20 protein-coding genes are annotated in these 16,901 nt (G+C 60.7%); all 20 read left to right on the top strand.

Translation table 11 applies throughout. The features are described from left to right. Positions 1 to 24 precede the first annotated feature (24 nt). The 20 genes from motA (at position 25) to fliF (ending at position 16,900) form a co-directional block, all read left to right on the top strand. Complete coding sequence (gene motA, locus VSX60_RS09495) at positions 25 to 888, top strand: flagellar motor stator protein MotA (RefSeq protein WP_327623914.1); 864 nt, start codon at positions 25 to 27, stop codon at positions 886 to 888. Positions 889 to 891: 3 nt separating this feature from the next. After that, positions 892 to 1,830, top strand: a complete 939-nt coding sequence (locus VSX60_RS09490) for a FliM/FliN family flagellar motor switch protein (protein ID WP_327623913.1) — start codon at positions 892 to 894, stop codon at positions 1,828 to 1,830. Next, positions 1,811 to 2,197, top strand: coding sequence for a DUF6468 domain-containing protein (locus VSX60_RS09485; protein WP_327623912.1), 387 nt, complete (start codon positions 1,811 to 1,813; stop codon positions 2,195 to 2,197). The genes VSX60_RS09490 and VSX60_RS09485 overlap by 20 nt, the downstream gene beginning before the upstream one ends. A gap of 73 nt (positions 2,198 to 2,270) precedes the next feature. Next, complete coding sequence (gene fliN / locus VSX60_RS09480; RefSeq protein WP_327623911.1) at positions 2,271 to 2,621, top strand: flagellar motor switch protein FliN; 351 nt, start codon at positions 2,271 to 2,273, stop codon at positions 2,619 to 2,621. 6 nt (positions 2,622 to 2,627) lie between these two features. Further along, the gene (locus tag VSX60_RS09475; protein ID WP_327623910.1) at positions 2,628 to 3,671 is read left to right on the top strand and encodes a FliG C-terminal domain-containing protein; all 1,044 of its coding nucleotides are present in this window, start codon (positions 2,628 to 2,630) and stop codon (positions 3,669 to 3,671) included. A 102-nt stretch (positions 3,672 to 3,773) separates the two neighbouring features. After that, entirely contained in the window at positions 3,774 to 4,862 is a 1,089-nt protein-coding gene (flhB, locus tag VSX60_RS09470) for a flagellar biosynthesis protein FlhB (RefSeq protein ID WP_327623909.1), read from the top strand. 2 nt (positions 4,863 to 4,864) lie between these two features. Next, complete coding sequence (locus tag VSX60_RS09465; RefSeq protein ID WP_327623908.1) at positions 4,865 to 5,308, top strand: hypothetical protein; 444 nt, start codon at positions 4,865 to 4,867, stop codon at positions 5,306 to 5,308. Positions 5,309 to 5,517: 209 nt separating this feature from the next. Further along, a complete protein-coding gene (gene flgB / locus VSX60_RS09460) occupies positions 5,518 to 5,898 on the top strand; it encodes a flagellar basal body rod protein FlgB (RefSeq protein ID WP_327623907.1) in 381 nt (126 codons plus the stop codon). Between the two features lie 5 nt (positions 5,899 to 5,903). Continuing rightward, positions 5,904 to 6,320, top strand: coding sequence for a flagellar basal body rod protein FlgC (flgC, locus tag VSX60_RS09455; RefSeq protein ID WP_327623906.1), 417 nt, complete (start codon positions 5,904 to 5,906; stop codon positions 6,318 to 6,320). Positions 6,321 to 6,322: 2 nt separating this feature from the next. Continuing rightward, positions 6,323 to 6,634 (top strand): flagellar hook-basal body complex protein FliE, encoded by a 312-nt coding sequence (locus VSX60_RS09450; protein ID WP_327623905.1) that lies wholly within the window; start codon positions 6,323 to 6,325, stop codon positions 6,632 to 6,634. A gap of 95 nt (positions 6,635 to 6,729) precedes the next feature. Next, positions 6,730 to 7,518 (top strand): flagellar basal-body rod protein FlgG, encoded by a 789-nt coding sequence (gene flgG / locus VSX60_RS09445; protein ID WP_327623904.1) that lies wholly within the window; start codon positions 6,730 to 6,732, stop codon positions 7,516 to 7,518. A 12-nt stretch (positions 7,519 to 7,530) separates the two neighbouring features. Further along, a complete protein-coding gene (gene flgA, locus VSX60_RS09440; protein ID WP_327623903.1) occupies positions 7,531 to 8,016 on the top strand; it encodes a flagellar basal body P-ring formation chaperone FlgA in 486 nt (161 codons plus the stop codon). Beyond that, complete coding sequence (gene flgI, locus VSX60_RS09435; RefSeq protein WP_327623902.1) at positions 8,013 to 9,194, top strand: flagellar basal body P-ring protein FlgI; 1,182 nt, start codon at positions 8,013 to 8,015, stop codon at positions 9,192 to 9,194. The genes flgA and flgI overlap by 4 nt, the downstream gene beginning before the upstream one ends. Continuing rightward, a complete protein-coding gene (locus VSX60_RS09430; protein ID WP_327623901.1) occupies positions 9,194 to 9,787 on the top strand; it encodes a MotE family protein in 594 nt (197 codons plus the stop codon). The genes flgI and VSX60_RS09430 overlap by 1 nt, the downstream gene beginning before the upstream one ends. Next, the gene (gene flgH, locus VSX60_RS09425; protein ID WP_327623900.1) at positions 9,784 to 10,488 is read left to right on the top strand and encodes a flagellar basal body L-ring protein FlgH; all 705 of its coding nucleotides are present in this window, start codon (positions 9,784 to 9,786) and stop codon (positions 10,486 to 10,488) included. Before VSX60_RS09430 ends, flgH begins: the two co-directional genes overlap by 4 nt. A gap of 201 nt (positions 10,489 to 10,689) precedes the next feature. Further along, positions 10,690 to 11,190 (top strand): flagellar basal body-associated FliL family protein, encoded by a 501-nt coding sequence (locus VSX60_RS09420; RefSeq protein ID WP_327623899.1) that lies wholly within the window; start codon positions 10,690 to 10,692, stop codon positions 11,188 to 11,190. Next, on the top strand, positions 11,187 to 11,951 hold the full coding sequence (fliP, locus tag VSX60_RS09415; RefSeq protein ID WP_327623898.1) for a flagellar type III secretion system pore protein FliP: 765 nt from the start codon (positions 11,187 to 11,189) through the stop codon (positions 11,949 to 11,951). The genes VSX60_RS09420 and fliP overlap by 4 nt, the downstream gene beginning before the upstream one ends. A 150-nt stretch (positions 11,952 to 12,101) precedes the next feature. Further along, positions 12,102 to 13,376, top strand: coding sequence for a flagellin N-terminal helical domain-containing protein (locus VSX60_RS09410; protein WP_327623897.1), 1,275 nt, complete (start codon positions 12,102 to 12,104; stop codon positions 13,374 to 13,376). Between the two features lie 371 nt (positions 13,377 to 13,747). Then, positions 13,748 to 15,016: a flagellin N-terminal helical domain-containing protein gene (locus tag VSX60_RS09405; RefSeq protein ID WP_327623896.1), complete on the top strand. Its 1,269-nt coding sequence runs from the start codon at positions 13,748 to 13,750 to the stop codon at positions 15,014 to 15,016. A gap of 210 nt (positions 15,017 to 15,226) precedes the next feature. Then, positions 15,227 to 16,900: a flagellar basal-body MS-ring/collar protein FliF gene (gene fliF, locus VSX60_RS09400; RefSeq protein ID WP_327623895.1), complete on the top strand. Its 1,674-nt coding sequence runs from the start codon at positions 15,227 to 15,229 to the stop codon at positions 16,898 to 16,900. The last annotated feature ends 1 nt before the right edge of the window (position 16,901 follow it).

Genomic DNA, 16,901 nt, shown 5'->3' with positions numbered 1-16,901 from the left:
AAAATTAAGAAATCGGGGGCCCGCATGGGTATTCTGCTTGGGCTGGTCGTGACGTTTGGAGCCCTGTTCGGTGGCTTCGTCGCGATGGGCGGGAAATTGATGGTTCTCGTCCAGCCATTCGAATACGTCATCATTCTGGGCTCATCGATCGGGACCTTCCTCGTCGCCAATCCGACCAAGGTCGTGAAGGATACCGGCAAGGCGGTCATGGAGGCTTTCAAGAACAAGGTTCCAAAGCCGAATGACTATTTGAACGTCCTCGGGCTCTTGCATCAGCTGATGCGCGAGATGCGCTCGAAATCGCGCAGCGAGGTCGAGGCGCACATTGACGATCCGAAGGAATCGACGATTTTCCAAGCCTATCCGGATGTCCTGAAAGACGATCCCATGACCAGCTTCATTTGCGACTATTGCCGGCTGATCATCATCGGCAATGCCCGGCCGCACGAGATCGAATCGTTGATGGAGGAGGAAATCCAGACCATCACCTACGATGAGATGAAGCCCAAGCACGCGCTGCAGGACATGGCGGACGGACTACCCGCGCTCGGGATCGTCGCCGCTGTCTTGGGCGTGATCAAGGCCATGGGCGCTCTGGACCAGTCCCCCGAAATTCTCGGCGGCCTGATTGGCGCGGCATTGGTCGGAACCTTTGCCGGCATCTTCTTTTCCTACGGTGTGGTCGGCCCGATCGCCAACAAGGTAAAAGGGGTGCGCGACAAGAAGTGTCGGATGTTCACCATCGTGAAATCGACGCTTATCGCCTATATGAACGGAGCGATGCCGCAGGTAGCCCTCGAATATGGACGCAAAACGATCTCTTCATATGACCGTCCGACCATCGACCAGGTCGAAAATGAAACCATCGGCGGCGGATCGGCGGCGTAGTCCATGAGTGAGCCCCGTTTATTATCCGATGCTGAAGACGTAGGGGACCGGCTTCGCGCTGCCGCCGAGTTCGAACCGGGACAACTGCCGCGTCTCAGGCACTTGGCCGAGGCATGGGCAACCGCGGCCACCGCTCGGATGACGGCGCTCGCGGGTACTTCTTTCGATTTCACCTTGCACGATATCGAAGCAGATTTCGCACCTGACTTGGATGCCGATACCGCAAGCAATTCGCTCTATGCGGTATTGAGCTCCTCGCGCTTTCGGCACCCCGGCTACGTCACTCTCAACAATTCCGGTGTCGAAGCCCTGATCGCCGCCCTCTTCGCGGCAGAGCCTTCGACCTCGGATGATCAGCCCCGAAAACCGACTGACCTCGACCGCGGCGTTGTCAAACTGGCCTTAACGACGATTGCGGAAGCTGCCGACCCGGTCTTCAATGATATTGCCGAATTCCGCCTTTCGGCGAGCAATCTGATCGATCCGTCCGAACTTGCCGAGCAGCTTGGCGACCCCGGCGACCGGTTTGTCCTGTTCCGGTTCGAGTTGCGCGTTGGCACTCTTACGACGACCATCACCTTTGGGCTGCCGAGCAGCTTCTTCGCTCCACACCGACGCTTCCTCCGCGAACTGCCTGACGTCGTCAAACTCGATCGCGACGAAAATTGGTCCGCAGGCATCAAGGCCAGCTTCGCCCAAAGCGATCTTCGTCTGGACGCGGTTCTCGCTAAGAAGAAGATTCCGCTGAGAAGGATTGCGGGATTCAAAGTGGGAGAAACGATCGAATTGGAAATCAACGCCGCCAGCCTAATCGCTGTGGAATGTGAGGGTAGGGCCCTCTTGCGCGCTCGGATGGGGCGTTCAGGGGTAGACTACGTCCTGCGGATAGAAGAGCGGGTGGACCCTGCCGAGGAGTTTATCGATGACATCCTTTCTGACTGACATCGTGCTAATGGTGGCGCTCGTCGTCACCGCACTTAGAAGCGGCCGCATGTATCAGGAGCTCCGAGCATTGCGGGCATCGGAAAGCGGCCTCGGCGCCGCGCTGACAGAAGCCAATCACGCTATCACGAGAGCCGCGGATGCCGTCGTCGTGCTGAAACATGAGGGTGTCCAGACACTGCGCTCGCTGGAGGCGCAAGTTGTCGAAGCGAAAGAGACGATCCACCGCCTCGAATTGCTGATTTCAAGGGCAGACCATAACAGGGCCCGGTGTGAATCTTGTCATGATCGTGCAGTCTCGGCGGCCTCGGATGCAGAAGGTCTTGAAACGACGATACACAGGCTTCACGCCAGTCTGGCCCGCTAACCCGTTGATGGGTTGGGCTAGGCGAATTCGCGCCGCATGAAGCGGCCCGTCAAAGCGTAAGATGGATCGCACCATGACTGAAGACAACGATACTGCAACCGAGAATGAAGACTCAGCAGTAGGGCCGACGGGCCAGGATGATCGGCTCGATCTTGATCTTGTCATGGACGTACCGGTGACGATGCATGTCGTTCTCGGTTCAACAACGATGACCGTCGCCGACATCCTTAATCTTGGCCGTGGCGCAATCGTTAAACTCGATACGAAAGTCGGCGATCCGGTTGATGTGATCGTGAACGGTCGCGTTGTAGCTCGCGGTGAGATTGTCGTACTCGACAACGAGGACCAGCGTTTCGGAGTGACCTTGACCGAAGTTGCGAAGCCAGGTGCTCGCCTTCCGTCGAAAAAACCGCGGGCCGCTTGATCCACGATGTCGATGGTTGCCACCTATCAGGACGAAAACTCGGAGCTGCCAGCGAGTAGCCGCGCTCGTGCGGCTATCGTGTTGATTGCCTTAGGCAGCGCTGGGGCCTCCCGGGTTTTGAAGCACTTCACGACCGACGAGATCAAACTGTTAAAGGAAAGTGCGGCTGGTCTGGCTTCGATTACACCGGACCAAATCGACGAATTGGTCGATCACTTCCAAGAGGCCTTCAAGAAATCGCCGGGTTTAAATGGTCCGGGCGAGCAAATGACAGAACTTCTCCAGAACGCGCTGTCGGCGGAGGAGTTCGAGTCCATCTTCTCGGTCGACGACTTCGACGGTTCGGGGAAAGAACCCGATCGCGAGACTCGTAGTGTTTGGGACGCAGTGGCGAATCTGCAGCACGAGATGCTGGCGCCGAAACTGGCGAGGGAACACCCTCATGTTGTCGCCGTCCTGTTGTCGAAGATCAGGGCAGAGACCGCGGCGATGATCGCCCAAGAATTCGATCCGGCGTTCCGCAATGAGGTAATGCGGCGGGTTTTGTCTCTGAAGTCGCTTTCTAGGCCCGTACAACGGCTACTGGAGAACCACCTTCGTCATTCCTATCTGGCCACCTCCGATCGTCCTGACCAAGCCAGCAGTCACACGGTTCTCGCCGATATCGTCAACCGAATGAGCAAGGGTCATGCCGATGAGTTGCTCGAAATGTTGGTCGTGAAGCAGCCGAAGGATGCTGAAAAGCTTCGGAACCTTCTGTTCAGCTTCGAAGACGTCGTTACCTTGTCCAAGCGGGATCGCATGGTTCTCCTGGACGCGACGGGAACAGAGGTTGTCATCCTGGCCCTTGGCGGTGTCGACGAAGAAACCAAAGAGGCCATTCTCTCGTGCATGAGTTCGCGTTCTCGGCGAATGGTAGAGGCCGAACTTTCTCGGAGTGACGAGCCTCCTCCCGCCGAGGTTGACAAAGCCCGTCGGCAGATCGCGGCCACTGGACTTACTCTATGGGGGGAAGGCAAGCTCAATCTGCATGCCGAGGACGAGGAATGACAGCCGGCGCGGTGCAGGCGGGGACGGTAGGAATTCTGCGACATGGGGGAAGCGCCGCCAAGTCTTCACTGAACGTCAATGGGTTCGAGGGTATAATCCACCGTGTCGGATAGCGAGGACAAATCCTCCAAAACGGAAGAACCGACCGAGAAGAAGATCAACGATGCGATCGAGAAGGGTAACCTTCCGGTTTCGCGCGAGGCGCCGATTCTGGCGTCGCTTCTCGCTGCAATGGCCTTTATCGCGTTTCAGATCCGCGACGGTGCGGGCCATTTGCTTCTCGTGCTCAAGACGACGTTCGAAAACCCCCTGCAATGGGATCTGAATACGAGTGCCGATGCCCTACACGTCCTCCATATGCTGGCTCTTGAAGGCGCCCGGTTCGTTCTGCCCGCGGCCGTCTTCTTCGTCATCGGAGGCGTCGTCTCGTCGGTTCTCCAAAACGCGCCGCAGATCAATTTCGAACGAATTCGGCCAAAGGCGTCGCATATTTCGCTGTCGGCCGGGTTCAAGCGGATTTTTGGTCTGCGTGGGCTGACGGAGTTCGGCAAGTCTGTGTTCAAGTTTCTCACCATAGGCGTCGTCGTCGGCACGCTCCTCATGTCGGGTTTCCCGACGATGATGCGCACCATGTTCGCAGATCCGGTGCTGGTGCCCGAACTGATTCTCGAACTGGCAATGAAGCTTCTCTCCGGCGTCTCGATCGCGACGATCGTGCTCGTCGCAGCCGATCTCGCCATGAGCCGCATCCATTGGCGGCGCGACCTCAAGATGTCGAAGCAGGAGATCAAGGACGAAAACAAACAGGCCGAGGGCGATCCGATGGTCAAGGGACGGCAGCGCCAGATCGCCCGCGACCGGGTGCGCCGGCGCATGATGACCGACGTGCCCTTCGCGACGCTCGTGATCGCCAACCCCACCCATTACGCGATCGCGCTGCGATATGTTCGCGAAGACGGTGGCGCGCCGATGGTAGTTGCCAAGGGCACCGACCTGGTCGCCCTGAAGATCCGGGAAATCGCCGAGGCCAACGACGTGCCGGTGATAGAAGACAAGCTATTGGCAAGGTCTATGTATGATCATGTCGAAATCGATCAGATGATTCCCCCGCAATTCTTCAAGGCAATTGCCGAACTCATCTATTTCCTCCACTCCCGGACGGGTTCGAAGGTCGGAGTCGCTACCGCATAGTCATGCTCGATATCCGCAAACACAACACCCTGTCTCGCGAGCGGGCGCTTGCCGATGGCATCAAGGAAGTCGTCGCCGAACTTCGTCTCGTGGACGTGGTCGACTACATCGCCTTCCTCCGTCTCGAACGCTATGGCAATATTGCGGATATCGTCACCTCCTCGGCGGAGTTGTATCTCAAGCCTGGTGTGCTGCGCTTTGCCAATTCCGGCGACGTGCGTCTGAACTGGGGCGGCGTGCCGATTGTCTCGCTCGCCCTCGAGTTCAAACATGCCGGCGTCACCGCCCATTTCCAGCTTGAGCTGGGCGCCTCTGCGGCGGCGGTGGATATCACCTACATCGCGTTCGACGATGCCGGTGAGATGGCTGACGGCGGCACCGAGGAACTGCGTCGGGCGATCCTCGGCGCACATTTGCAAGAGCCCATCTCCCCACCCGACGCCTGACATCGCTGCTCGTCGGCCGCCGCGGCCGTGTCTGACGATGTCTTGCGCTCATCGGACGCAAGCGCTCCGCAACGGTGATGCCTTGGCCCCCTGAGCCTTTCTACGCCGTCTCGTCCGTTCCTTCTCAACCGGTTATCACCGTGAGGGCAAGCTTCGGACAAGCGCTTCCTCCTAGACCATGAGTCTCAAGAGCATTGGCGCGAGATGTCATGGAACAGGTCTATCTTTTTGGAATCGCTTCGCAGCGCACCTCGTGGTTGGCCACGCGCCAGACGGTGGTGGCCGAAAACGTCGCCAATGCGAATACGCCTGGTTACAAAGCCAAAGACCTGGCGTCCTTCAGCGAGGTTCTGGCTTCGACACGTCTCGATCTCGCGAGCTCCAGCAACATGCATATGGCCTCGCTCGGCGGTACCAGCGACAGTCAGGATGTCGTCACTGAAACGCCTTGGGATGTCACCCATTCCGGCAATTCCGTGAGCCTTGAGCAGGAGATGCTCAAGGCCGGTGAGATTTCTCGGGCGTATTCTCTCGATACGTCGGTCGTGAAGGCGTTTCACCGCCTGCTCGTCATGTCCGTGAAGGGATAACTCCGATGTCCGATCCGCTTCTTGCCCCGCTCAGGATCGCCGCTAGTGGCCTTCAGGCACAGTCCACGCGCATGCGGGTGGTTTCCGAGAACATCGCCAATGCCCAGACCACGGGGACGACAGCCGGTAGCGATCCGTATCAGCGCAAGACGGTCACCTTCCAGGGTGAGCTCGATCGTGTCACCGGTGCCGAAATGGTCCGGGTCGGCGGAATCGGGACTGACGAAACCCCCTTCGTCCTCGAGCATGACCCGGGCAACCCGGCGGCCAACGCCGAGGGCTACGTGAAAATGCCGAATGTACGGATGCTCGTCGAAATGGCGGACATGCGCGAGGCGAACCGCTCCTACGAAGCCAACATCCAGGTGGTGAAGCAGGCGCGCGAAATCATCAACATGACCATCGACCTTCTGAGGAGCTGACCATGATCCCATCCATCGGAGCAACCTTTCCGAGCATCGGCACCAGCGCGGTCGGCAATACATTCACCCCAACGGGACCTGCTCAGGCAGCCGCTGGGGCCGACTTCGGCACGGTTCTGTCGCAGATCGCGAGCGAAGCCGTCAACACGGTCAAGACCGCCGAGGCAACGTCGATCAAGGGGATCAACGGCAATGCGACGACGCAGTCCGTTGTCGAATCCGTCATGGCCGCCGAACGGACGCTCCAGACGGCTGTTTCCATCCGCGACAAGGCCGTCAGCGCCTATCTCGAACTGTCCCGCATGGCGATCTGAGGCGATCCGGCCCTGTCATTCGCCTCGCGAATACTGCTTTTCCGGCGCTCCAGGAACATTGGAATGCCGGTCCATCATCCTGAAGGAGCCACCCGATGCGAGCCCTTGCAATCGCCGCCACCGGCATGAACGCCCAGCAGACCAACGTTGAGGTCATCGCCAATAACATCGCGAACATCAACACGACCGGATTCAAGCGCGCGCGCGCCGAGTTCACCGATCTGCTCTACCAGGTGGAACGGATGCAGGGCGTTCCCGCGCGGGGCGGGCAGGGTGTGGTGCCGGAAGGCGCCCAGCTGGGCCTCGGCGTGCGTCTCGCGGCAATCCGCAACATCAATCTCCAGGGCACGCTCAATCAGACTGGTAACAAGCTCGATCTCGCCCTGAACGGGGCCGGCTGGTTCCAATTGGAAGGGCCTGGCGGCGAGATTCTCTATACCCGCGACGGCGCCTTCAACACCAATGGTGAGGGGCAACTCGTCACGCTCGACGGTTATCGCGTCGAACCGGCCATCACGGTCCCGCAGAACGCCACCGAAATCACCGTCAACGAGAGCGGACAGGTTTTCGCTCAGGTGGACGGTCAGGCCGATGCGCAAGAGATAGGCCAGTTGACGATCGCGACTTTTGCCAATGACGCGGGATTGGCTGCACAGGGCGGCAACCTGTTCAAGGAAACCCTCGCTTCGGGCGGGCCGACCGCGGGCGTTCCGGGGGATCCGGGCATGGCGGTGGTTCATCAGGGCTATCTGGAGGATTCCAACGTCGATCCCGTGAAGGAAATATCGCAGCTCATTTCCGCTCAGCGGGCTTACGAAATGAATTCGAAGGTGATTTCGGCGGCCGACGAGATGGCAAGCGTCGTCACCAAGGGGCTCCGTTAGTCCATGAGCTTCGTGGCAACCACCCCCCGAGCCCTGTCATCCGGCCTTTTGGTGGCCGCGGGTCTCGCCGCGTTTGCGGCACTGCTTGTTCCGATCCAGGGATTTGCGGCCGAGCTCGACCTTCCGGTTCCTGCGGCCGTCGTTTATCCGGGTCAAAGCGTTGTGGACCGGGGGATCTCCTACAAGGCCTATATCGTCAAGGACGAAAAGATCACGCTCTACGTCATCGAAGACGACATGCTCGCGGGGCAGGTGGCACGGCGCACTCTTCTGCCGGGCAAGCCAATCCTTCTGTCGGATCTCAAAACCCCGGACCTGGTGCGGGCCGGCGCGGCCGTGACGATGGTCTTCCGCGAAGGCGGGCTGATCATCACCGGCCTCGGCACGGCGCTGCGCTCGGCCGCCGAAGGCGAGATCGTGCGCGTGCGCAACGCCGACAGCGGTCTCGTCGTCTCCGGTATCGTCGAAGCCGACGGCAGCGTTCGGATCCACGGATGATCGTTCGGCTGCTCCTCGGGGTCCTCCTCATCGCCGCGAGCCTTCAGGGCACGTCGGCCGCCGACTATAGCGGCGCCGGCGGTCAGGCTGTGGCAAAGCTCCAGCATGTCCGTGGGAACCCGGCAGATGCGGCCGGCACCGTCCGCATCAAGGACATCGTCAATATTCGCGGCGTGCGGGCCAACCAACTCGTCGGTTACGGTCTCGTGATCGGTCTTCAAGGGACCGGCGATTCCATGCGCAACGCGCCATTCACCGAGCAGTCGATGCAGTCGATGCTCGATCGGATGGGCGTCAACATCCGGTCCCAGTCCTCGCGCAGCAAGAATGTCGCGGCGGTTATCGTGACCGCAGAACTGCCGGCTTTTATCGGCACCGGCTCGCGCATCGATGTCACCGTGTCCTCGCTCGGCGACGCCTCGTCGCTGATGGGGGGTACGCTGGTGATGACGCCGCTGTATGGCGCTGATGGTGAGATCTACGCAGTGGCACAAGGCCCGCTTGCGGTGAGCGGTTTTTCCACCCAGGGCGACAGCGAACGCCTGACCCAGGGCGTACCAACCACTGGCCGGGTCGCGAACGGCGCGCTTGTCGAACGGGAGGTGCCTGGTGCCTTCAACGATGACGGCCGATTGGCGATCGAGCTTTTCAATCCGGATTTCAAGACCGCGATCCGCGTCGTCGACATCGTCAACAACTATTCCGTCAATCGCTGGGGCGCGGCCGTCGCGCAGGAAGAGGACTTCCGTACGATCCATCTCAAGCGGCCCGCGAAGGTGTCGAGCACCCGTTTCATCGCCGAGATCGGTGATCTCAGGATCGAGCCCGACCAGGTGGCGCGGGTCGTTATCGATGAGCGGACCGGCACGGTCGTCATTGGCAGGGATGTGCAGATCTCCACCGTCGCCCTGACCCATGGCAATCTGACCGTCCGGGTCAGCGAACTGCCGGCCGTCTCGCAGCCTGAGCCCTTCTCGAAGGGGCAGACCGTGGTGACCTCCGAAACCATCGTCGACGCCCAGCAGAGTGGCGGGTCCTTCGCCTTCGTCGGCGGCGCCGATCTGGAATCCGTGGTTCGCGGCCTCAACGGTATGGGGCTGAAGCCGACGGGGATCATCGCGATCCTGCAGGGGATCAAGACGGCTGGTGCCTTACAGGCCGAACTCGTGGTGCAATGATGATTCAGACTTTCACGCGAACGGGATGGCGCGCTGCCTGGCTCGTCGTTTTCGCCCCTGCTCTGGCGCCGATCGGCTTCGCGCATGCGGCTGGAGCGCCCGAAATCCCACCTCAGGAAGTCCGAATCATCGGCGAGAGCGGTGACGTCGCCAAACGCAAAAAGCCCGCCAGTGAGGTCGAGAAGTACTGTCTCAATATCGCTGACAAGGCCCAGGACGCTCGCTACGCTTTGGAGCAGAAGCAATTGACCGAACTCGAAACCGAGATCGGCAAGCAGATCGACGCCCTCGAAGCCAAGCGGAAGGATTATCAGGAATGGCTGGCGGAGCGAAACCGCTTCCTCGACGGCGCATCCACGATCATCGTCGACATCTATGCCAAGATGAAGGCTGACGCTGCCGCCGCGCAACTCGCTCAGATCGACCGCGATTCCGCTGCCTCGTTGATCGCCCGGCTGAAATCGCGTCAGGCCAGCGACATTCTCAGCGCGATGCCGCCAGCCACCGCCGCCGAAATCACCAACTTGATCGTTCAAAAGACCTCCGCCGGTGGTTCGATGGACGAGAAACAGGTCGCGGAGAGCAAATCGTGAGAGCTTTGGCCGTTATTGCGCTCGCCGCCCTGGCCGGCTGCTCGACGACGCGCGAGGACGCGTTTCGCGAGCCGGCCCTGTCGCCGGTTGGCGCCGGGCTCTATGAGAATCCGCCGATCGTCGCCCAGCCGGCCGCGTTCCCGGCCGCCGGACCGCGCACACCGCATTCGTTGTGGAGCGACGAGCGTGCCGACTTCTACCAGGATCCGCGCGCCCTCGGCGTTGGCGATATCGTCACGGTGAAAATCCAGATCCGCGACCAGGCATCGCTCGACAACAATTCGGAGCGTTCGCGCAAGTCCGGCATCGACTCCGGGCTCGATCTGGCTGGAACTTTCGGCCAATACACACTGCCGACCGTTGGGGCGACACTGGGCGCCAACGGCAAGTCCGACATGGCTGGCAAGGGCAGGATCAAGCGGTCCGAGGACATCGATCTGTCGGTCGCGGCCGTGGTCGGCCAGAAGCTGCCGAACGGCAATTTGTTCATCAGCGGCCAACAGGAAATGCGGGTCAATTTCGAGGTCAGGGTGCTGTCCATCGCCGGCATCATCCGGCCCCGCGACATCCTGGCGAACAACACCATCGAATATGACAAGATCGCCGAGGCGCGGATTTCCTATGGCGGCCGCGGCCGCATTACCGAGGTTCAACAGCCCGGTTGGGGCCAGCAGATCTACGATATCGTCGCGCCTTACTGAGGCCTGTCGCCTTTCCGGCAAAGCCGCGGATCGGCCCGGGCAACCGGCGGCTGTACCCCCGCAAGTCTCGCGACAGCCAGACCCGATATCGCTCGGTCGTCGGCAAAGGCATCGCCATGAGGGCGCTGCCGCCGACGCGTGAGTGGAGAGGGGTCGTCGCATGGTCGAGATCGGCACTTCCGGCAAAAACAAGACAGCGCCATGAAGGGTGACGGACTGATTCCGACCGTCGTGGTGGTGGTGATTCTGACTCTCGTCGCGGGCGGTGGCGGAGCCTTCCTCGGCAGTATGCTCGGCAAGTCCGGGGCATCGCCGGAGCAGAAAACTGAGCCTGCCACGCCGCCGGTCGAAACGGCAAACGAGGTCGACAGGGGCGATAGCGACCTGGCTACGGCGGAGCATGACGAGACGCCGCTCCGCCTGATTCCGCTAAAGCCGATCCTCACCAACATCTACGCGCCCCCGCGCACCTGGCTTCGCATCGAGGCTTCGCTGGTCCTGAAAGACGATGGCAGCGTCAACGCCGATGTCCTCGCCGCGGAGATCGAATCGGATACGCTGGCATTCCTGCGTTCGGTCCAGCTTGCCCAGATCGAGGGTACGCGCGGACTGCTTCATCTGCGCGAAGACCTGCGCGAACGGGCCCGCCTGCGCTCACCGGCGGTCATCGACTATCTCATCCAGACCATGGTCGCCGAATGAGACCGCTGCTCTTTCTTCTCGCCATTCTCTTCGCCACGCCGGCCTTTGCGCAAACCCCCGATCTATCCGGGCTGGCAGCTCTGATCCCTGCCGGGGATTCGAGCGCGTCGGGCCGCATCGTGCAATTGTTCGGCATCGTCACGATTCTGTCGGTCGCGCCGGGGCTTCTGGTGATGGTCACCTCCTTCACGCGTATCGTCATCGCGCTGTCGATCCTTCGCGCCGGAATTGGCCTGCAGACGACGCCGGCAAACCTCATCCTGATATCCCTGTCGCTGTTCATGACCTTTTTCGTCATGGCACCGACCTTCGACCGCGCCTGGAACGACGGTCTGCAACCGTTGTTGAACAATTCGATCAGCGAGGAGGACGCGTTCTATCGGATCACGGATCCGTTCAAGGACTTCATGCTGACCCAGGTGCGACCCGCGGATTTGGCGCTATTCGGAGACATTGCCGACGCGACCAGCCGCACGCGGGTCGAGCCGGCCGAGCAGGGGGCCGCCGACGAGCGCGACGTCGCATTGCGTGTTCTGATACCGGCCTTCATGATTTCCGAGCTGCGCCGCGGCTTCGAGATCGGCTTTCTCATCGTGCTGCCATTCCTGGTGATCGATATGATCGTCGCCACGCTGACAATGTCGATGGGCATGATGATGCTGCCGCCGACGATCATCTCGTTGCCCTTCAAGATCCTGTTTTTCATCCTGATCGACGGTTGGAACATGCTTGTCGGATCGTTGGTCCGCTCGTTTTTTTAGCCGCGCCAAACACACCCGGTCGGGACGCATTTTCACACTTGGTTAACGTTAAGAACCTAGGTTAACCCGCGACGGTACCGAACATGATGACGCGGACCTTGATTTAGCAAAAAGCCCATGAAGGGCGACTGCGCCATTAAGGGTAATGGAATGACGAGTATCAACACCAACGTCGCAGCGATGACGGCTCTGCAGACGCTGCAGCAGACGAACATGGCGATGGACGACACCCAGAACCGGATCTCGACCGGACTTCGTGTGGCGGAAGCCAAGGACAACGCGGCCTACTGGTCGATCGCCACCGGCATGCGTTCGGACAACCAGGCCATGTCGGCGGTATCCGACTCGCTCGGCATCGGCGCGGCCACGGTCGACACCGCCTATACCGGCCTGAGCGCCGCTAAAGACGTGCTCAACGAAATCAAGGCCAAGCTGACGACCGCGACCAGTGATGGCGTCGACAGGTCCAAGGTGCAGTCGGAAATCACCGCGCTGCAGGAACAGCTGAAGACGATTTCCGATTCGGCTTCGTTCTCCGGTCAGAATTGGCTCAGCAACACGGCCGCGACCACCCAGAAGGAAATCGTTTCGTCGCTGTCGCGCGATGCCAGTGGCAAGCTCGCCGTCGGGTCGATCAAGGTCGACATCGTCAGTATCCGCCTCTTCGCCGCCAATGCCGGCATTCTCGACAAAACCATCGATATCGACCAGTTCGAGGCCGCGACCGGTACGTCGACGGTCGAGACCACCGCGGTCGATTTTGCCAACGCCGACGACAAGATCACTTTCAGCATCTCGCAGAACGGCGCCGCTGGCCGCACCGTGGAAATTACCCAGGCAACCCTGACCGCCGCGGGTCTGGCCGGTACGTCCATCAAGTCCGACGGCGATCTCAAGGCAGTTTACGCGCAGGCGCTGCAGGACGCCGGCATTCAGGGTATCGATGTGTCGATTACCGCGGGCGCCTTGAGCTTCAAGTCGCTCGAGAGCTTTACGGTCACCGCCGCGACGGGCTCCGGGACGAGTGGCCTCGCGGTCGCCGATATTGGTCTGGCGGCTATCGATACCGTTTCTGCTGCCACGGGCACCTTCTCCACGGCGGTCGATGCCATCGACATCTCGGTGGCTGGCGTCACTTCGGGACAGGTTCAGGCCTATATCCGGGTGGTCGACGAAGCGCTGTCGCAGGTTACCACCGCGGCATCCAGCCTCGGCGCCGTCCAGAACCGGGTGGAGATGCAGACGAACTTCGTCTCCAAGCTTATGGACACAATTTCCAAGGGTGTCGGCGCTCTTGTCGATGCCGACATGACCGAGGAGTCGACCCGCCTCAAGGCGCTGCAGACCCAGCAGCAGCTCGGTGTCCAGGCGCTGTCGATCGCCAACACCTCTACCCAGGCAATTCTGCAGCTGTTCCAAGGCTAACCCACCCCCAACAGCCATATCACTGCATGAAAGGGCCGCTCCGCAAGGGGCGGCCTTTTCCGTTGGCGGCATGGTTCGGTCGCTTGGACGCTCTGGGTTGCAATCTGTCGGATCTCACACGCGTTGATGTTACTTTTCATTAACTATACCTCATTCCGATTGGTTAACCATAAGGAGATGGAGTTTCGGCAGAAGCAGAAGAGGTCGTGTTGCTTTAAGGAGCTGGAAGGAAATCGCCCGTTATATCGGAGGCATAGCGAAGTGGTCGGACGGGAAAATCAGACCACAGGCATGATGCCGACTCGCTATCCCGGCCAACCCGGACTGTCTCATCCCAATTTTGTATTCGCGTAACGGGAAGACACCCTACTATGACCAGCATCAACACCAACGCTTCCGCCATGACGGCTCTCCAGAGCCTTCAGATGATCAACTCCTCGCTCGACCAGACTCAGTCCCGCATCTCCACCGGCTTCCGCGTCGGCGAGGCGAAGGACAATGCGGCATACTGGTCGATCGCCACCACCATGCGCTCGGACAACCAGGCCATGTCGGCGGTGTCCGATTCGCTCGGCATTGGCGCTGCCACGGTCGACACTGCCTATACCGGCCTCACCGCCGCCAAGGACGTGCTCAACGAGATCAAGGCCAAGCTGACCACGGCAACCGGCGAAGGCGTCGACAAAGCCAAGGTTCAGTCGGAAATCACCGCTCTGCAGGAACAGCTGAAAACGATTTCCGATTCGGCTTCGTTCTCCGGTCAGAATTGGCTCAGCAACACTGCCGCTGGCACGCAGAAGGAAATCGTTTCCTCGCTGTCGCGTGACTCTTCCGGGATGCTTTCGGTTGGTTCGATCAAGGTCGATATTGCCAACATCCGGCTCTTCTCCGCCGATGCCGGCATCCTCGACAAGACCATCGATATCGATCAGTTCGCTGCGGCAACCGGCACTTCTACGGTCGAGACGACGGCGGTCGCCTTCGGTGCCGACAACAAGGTCTCGTTCAGCATCTCGCAGAACGGCGCTGCCGGCCGCACGGTCGAAATTACCCAGCAGACGCTGACCGACGCCGGCCTTGCCAGCAGCACGATCAAGTCCGATGGCGATCTCAAGGCGGTCTACACCCAGGCCCTGAAGGACGCTGGCATCCAGGGCATCGACGTGACGATCGCCGCAGGCGCGGTGAGCTTCAACTCGCTCGAGAGCTTCACGGTCAGCGCCGCGACCTCTTCCGGCACAACCCCACCGGCCGTAGCCGATCTCGGTCTGGCAGCGGCTGACACCGTTGCCGGTGCCACCGGCACCTTCTCGACGGCAGTCAACGACATCGACATCTCGACGGCTGGCGTGACGTCCGGCCAGGTCCAGGCCTACATCCGGGTCGTCGACGAGGCACTGTCTCAGGTCACCACCGCGGCATCCAGCCTCGGCGCCGTCCAGAACCGCATCGAGATGCAGACGAACTTCGTCTCCAAACTTATGGACACGATCGCCAAGGGCGTTGGCGCCCTGGTCGACGCGGACATGACCGAAGAGTCGACCCGTCTCAAGGCGCTGCAGACCCAGCAGCAGCTCGGTGTTCAGGCGCTGTCGATCGCCAACTCCTCCAGCCAGTCGCTGCTCTCGCTCTTCCGGTAAACCTCCGCCGGAAATAGACAGCAGGACATCTGAACGGGTCCGGCCTCCAAGGCCGGGCCCGTTTTCGTTTGCCTACAGTCCTGCGGCTGCCCTGACGTAATTGCTGGGGCAGGGCGTTAACCTTTCGTTAACCGTGGTCTCGCGCAAGCTTCGGTCGGCATGGTCCGGCCGATCGCATACCGTGCCACCGGAAAATCGTAGGGTTAATTCATGGCGCTCGCCATTAACGGACAAGCTCAGCAGCTTTTCAGCAGTCTCTCCTCTCTCGGCCCGAGAAAGCTATCGGCTCTCGGCCTCGTCGGGTTTCTCGTCATCGCGCTCGTCGGCCTCGGCAGTTACTATTTGTCCCGTCCCGACATGGAGACGCTGTATTCCGGCCTCGATCGGACCGATGTGACGCGGATTGGCGCGGCGCTGACCGAGGCTGGCATCTCCTTCGACGTCAGTGCCAAGGGAGACGCCATTCTGACGCCTTTCTCGCAGACAGCTCCGGCGCGCATGCTGTTGGCCGAGAAGGGATTGCCGCGCTCTGAAAACGCCGGCTACGAACTCTTCGACAATCTCGGCTCGATCGGCCTGACCTCCTTCATGCAGGAAATCACCCGCGTCAGGGCGTTGGAGGGGGAGATCGCCCGCACCATCCAGACCCTGAGAGATGTCCGCGCCGCGCGTGTCCACATTGTCCTGTCGGACGAGGGTTCGTTTCGACGCGAGCAGCGCAAGCCGTCGGCCAGTGTGGTCATCCGTACCGACAGCTCGCAGGATTTCGGCTCCGCCCAGGCGATTCGCTCGCTTGTCGCATCGGCCATTCCCGGCATGACGCCTGGCGAGGTGACGGTGCTCAACGCCGATGGCACGCTGCTCGCATCGGGGGACGATGCTGCCTCCGCTGCGCCCGGCAAGCTGCTCGGCATCGAGAGCGTGGTGTCGAAGAGTGTCGAGGAATCGATCCGGCGTACGCTCGCGCCCTATCTTGGCATCGGCAATTTCCAGAGCAGCGTCTCGACAAGCCTCAACACCGACCGCAGGCAGGTGAGCGAGCGGATTTTCGATCCCGAGAGCCGAGTGGAACGCTCGACGCGCAGTATCCGTGAGACGGCGCAGAGCCAGGATTCGACGAACCAGGCCCCCGTGGGGGTCGAGCAGGACGTTCGTGCCGCAGACGAGACGGCGACGGGGACGGGCGAAAAATCGGTGGACGAAAAGGACCGGCGCGAGGAGCTCACGAATTACGAGATTAACGAGAAGACGATCTCCACGACCAGCGACGGCTATGAGATCGAGCGCCTGTCGATCGCCGTTGTCATCAACCGTCAGCGTATCTTGGAAGCGATCGGCGAGAACGCGACGGATGATCAGGTCGATGCGCGCATCGGTGAGATCGAGTCGCTCGTCGCTTCCGCCTCGGGCTTTTCCAGCGAACGCGGCGACCAGCTCAAGGTGACCGCCGTCGATTTCCTCGACACCGGCAGCGCGCTCGAGCCGATCCCCTCACCAGGGTTCGGCGAGATGTTCATGCGGCAGTCCGGTACGCTGATCAATGCGCTGACGATCCTTGCCGTCGCCGTGCTGCTCATCTGGTTCGGCTTGAAACCCGCGATTCGAGCGATCGTCGCGATTCCGCCGGCCAAGGACGAGAACGAGGTCGATCCCTTCGACTCGCCCAATACCGACCTTTTGAACAGCCTGAACTTCGACGTCGGCGCCGCACCAGCTTCCGACGATATAGCTCAGATGGTCGGGATGGACCCGGCCTATCTTGAGGATTTGACCCGCAACCAGGCGACGTCGCCAAAGGCGCGTCTCGAAAAGCTCGTCGATTTCGACGAGGAGCACGCGGCGCAAGTTCTCAAGCAGTGGATACACCAAACACAGGCGGCGTAAT

It is taken from the genome of Aurantimonas sp. A3-2-R12, from assembly GCF_036016755.1.
Classification (GTDB): domain Bacteria; phylum Pseudomonadota; class Alphaproteobacteria; order Rhizobiales; family Rhizobiaceae; genus Aurantimonas; species Aurantimonas coralicida_A.
The sequence above is the reverse complement of the archived record's forward strand: the minus strand, read 5'-3'. Positions and strand labels throughout refer to the sequence as shown.

What these genes read in the sequence shown, in the direction of transcription:
- VSX60_RS09420 (WP_327623899.1), top strand. Translation starts at nt 10,690, where the DNA reads ATGAAGGGTGACGGACTGATTCCGACCGTCGTGGTGGTGGTGATTCTG.
- flgC (WP_327623906.1), top strand. Translation starts at nt 5,904, where the DNA reads ATGTCCGATCCGCTTCTTGCCCCGCTCAGGATCGCCGCTAGTGGCCTT.
- VSX60_RS09410 (WP_327623897.1), top strand. Translation starts at nt 12,102, where the DNA reads ATGACGAGTATCAACACCAACGTCGCAGCGATGACGGCTCTGCAGACG.
- flgI (WP_327623902.1), top strand. Translation starts at nt 8,013, where the DNA reads ATGATCGTTCGGCTGCTCCTCGGGGTCCTCCTCATCGCCGCGAGCCTT.
- motA (WP_327623914.1), top strand. Translation starts at nt 25, where the DNA reads ATGGGTATTCTGCTTGGGCTGGTCGTGACGTTTGGAGCCCTGTTCGGT.
- VSX60_RS09450 (WP_327623905.1), top strand. Translation starts at nt 6,323, where the DNA reads ATGATCCCATCCATCGGAGCAACCTTTCCGAGCATCGGCACCAGCGCG.
- VSX60_RS09465 (WP_327623908.1), top strand. Translation starts at nt 4,865, where the DNA reads ATGCTCGATATCCGCAAACACAACACCCTGTCTCGCGAGCGGGCGCTT.
- VSX60_RS09405 (WP_327623896.1), top strand. Translation starts at nt 13,748, where the DNA reads ATGACCAGCATCAACACCAACGCTTCCGCCATGACGGCTCTCCAGAGC.
- fliF (WP_327623895.1), top strand. Translation starts at nt 15,227, where the DNA reads ATGGCGCTCGCCATTAACGGACAAGCTCAGCAGCTTTTCAGCAGTCTC.
- fliN (WP_327623911.1), top strand. Translation starts at nt 2,271, where the DNA reads ATGACTGAAGACAACGATACTGCAACCGAGAATGAAGACTCAGCAGTA.
- VSX60_RS09475 (WP_327623910.1), top strand. Translation starts at nt 2,628, where the DNA reads ATGTCGATGGTTGCCACCTATCAGGACGAAAACTCGGAGCTGCCAGCG.
- VSX60_RS09490 (WP_327623913.1), top strand. Translation starts at nt 892, where the DNA reads ATGAGTGAGCCCCGTTTATTATCCGATGCTGAAGACGTAGGGGACCGG.
- flgG (WP_327623904.1), top strand. Translation starts at nt 6,730, where the DNA reads ATGCGAGCCCTTGCAATCGCCGCCACCGGCATGAACGCCCAGCAGACC.
- fliP (WP_327623898.1), top strand. Translation starts at nt 11,187, where the DNA reads ATGAGACCGCTGCTCTTTCTTCTCGCCATTCTCTTCGCCACGCCGGCC.
- VSX60_RS09430 (WP_327623901.1), top strand. Translation starts at nt 9,194, where the DNA reads ATGATTCAGACTTTCACGCGAACGGGATGGCGCGCTGCCTGGCTCGTC.
- VSX60_RS09485 (WP_327623912.1), top strand. Translation starts at nt 1,811, where the DNA reads ATGACATCCTTTCTGACTGACATCGTGCTAATGGTGGCGCTCGTCGTC.
- flgB (WP_327623907.1), top strand. Translation starts at nt 5,518, where the DNA reads ATGGAACAGGTCTATCTTTTTGGAATCGCTTCGCAGCGCACCTCGTGG.